The organism is Marinomonas ostreistagni (genome assembly GCF_016888445.1).
Classification (GTDB): Bacteria; Pseudomonadota; Gammaproteobacteria; order Pseudomonadales; family Marinomonadaceae; genus Marinomonas; species Marinomonas ostreistagni.
Map to the genome: position 1 here is coordinate 1 of NZ_JAFEKF010000013.1, position 1,334 is coordinate 1,334.

Consider the following 1,334-nt stretch of genomic DNA (forward strand, 5'->3'; position numbering starts at 1 on the left):
ACGACGTTAACCATCACGATTACGGGCACGAACGATGCGCCAGTTGCGACAGCAGCGACGGCAGCGGTGCAAGAGGATGCGAGCGTATCTGGTACGGTTACGGCGTCGGATGTGGATCTACCAGCCGGTGCAAGCCTGACGTTCAGCACGACTTCAACGGCTACAGGCCTAACCTTCAACAGCGATGGTACTTACACGTTCGACGCGTCGTCTTACGACAGCTTAAGCGAAGGTGAGACACAAGCGATCGTCGTACCAGTGACGGTGACCGATGACAAAGGTGCGACTGACACCACGACGTTAACCATCACGATTACGGGCACGAACGATGCGCCAGTTGTATCAGGTAAACTTGTTGGCGCAGTGACTGAAGGCGATGTAGGTGATGTGATTACGACATCAGGTACGATCAGCATCAGCGATGTTGATGGGGATGACACCCCATCGTTCGCGAATACTACCGTAACAGGTAGCTACGGTAGTCTGACTCTGGTTGACGGTACGTGGACCTATACGCTGGACCAAACTAAGGTACAAGATCTTGATATAAGAGATGAGGTGACAGACACCATTACCTTAACTGCGACGGATGATACCGCTCAAAACATTGTCATCACGATTACAGGTACCGACGATGCACCAGAGGTTACAGGCACGTTCACGGGTTCGGTTTCGGAAGGCAATGTTGGTGACGCAGCTGTTACAGCGAGTGGCACGATCAGCATCAGCGATGTGGATGCGGATGATAGCCCATCGTTCGCGAATACTACCGTAACAGGTAGCTACGGTAGCCTGACTCTGGTTGGCGGTGCGTGGACGTACACCTTGGATCAAAGCAAGGTTCAAGACTTGGACGGTGCGAAAGATGGTCAGTCAGCGGACCAAGTGACTGACACGATCACACTGACGGCCGATGATGGTACGCCTCAAAGCATCGTCATCACCATCACAGGTACGGATGATGCGCCTGTGGTTACAGGCACGTTCACAGGTTCGGTATCGGAAGGCAATGTAGGTGACGCAGCTGTTACAGCGAGTGGCACGATCAGCATCAGCGATGTGGATGCGAATGACAGTCCAGCGTTTGCTGACACCAGCACCCCAGTGCAAGGTATGTACGGTAGCCTGACTTTGGTAAACGGTGCGTGGACATACACGTTAGACCAAACGAAGGTACAAGATCTTGAACAGGGTGATAAGGTGACAGACACCATCACCTTAACTGCGACGGATGGTACCCCTCAAAACATTGTCATCACTATTACGGGCACGAACGATGCGCCAGTTGCGACAGCAGCGACGGCAGCGGTGCAAGAGGATGCGAGCGTATCTGG

Annotated in this window: 1 protein-coding gene; it reads left to right on the forward strand. The window is 53.2% G+C overall.

The features are described 5' to 3' along the window. Window positions 1-1,334, forward strand: a 1,334-nt coding sequence (locus JQX58_RS15155) for a VCBS domain-containing protein (protein ID WP_204147682.1), incomplete at both ends; no start/stop codon positions are given.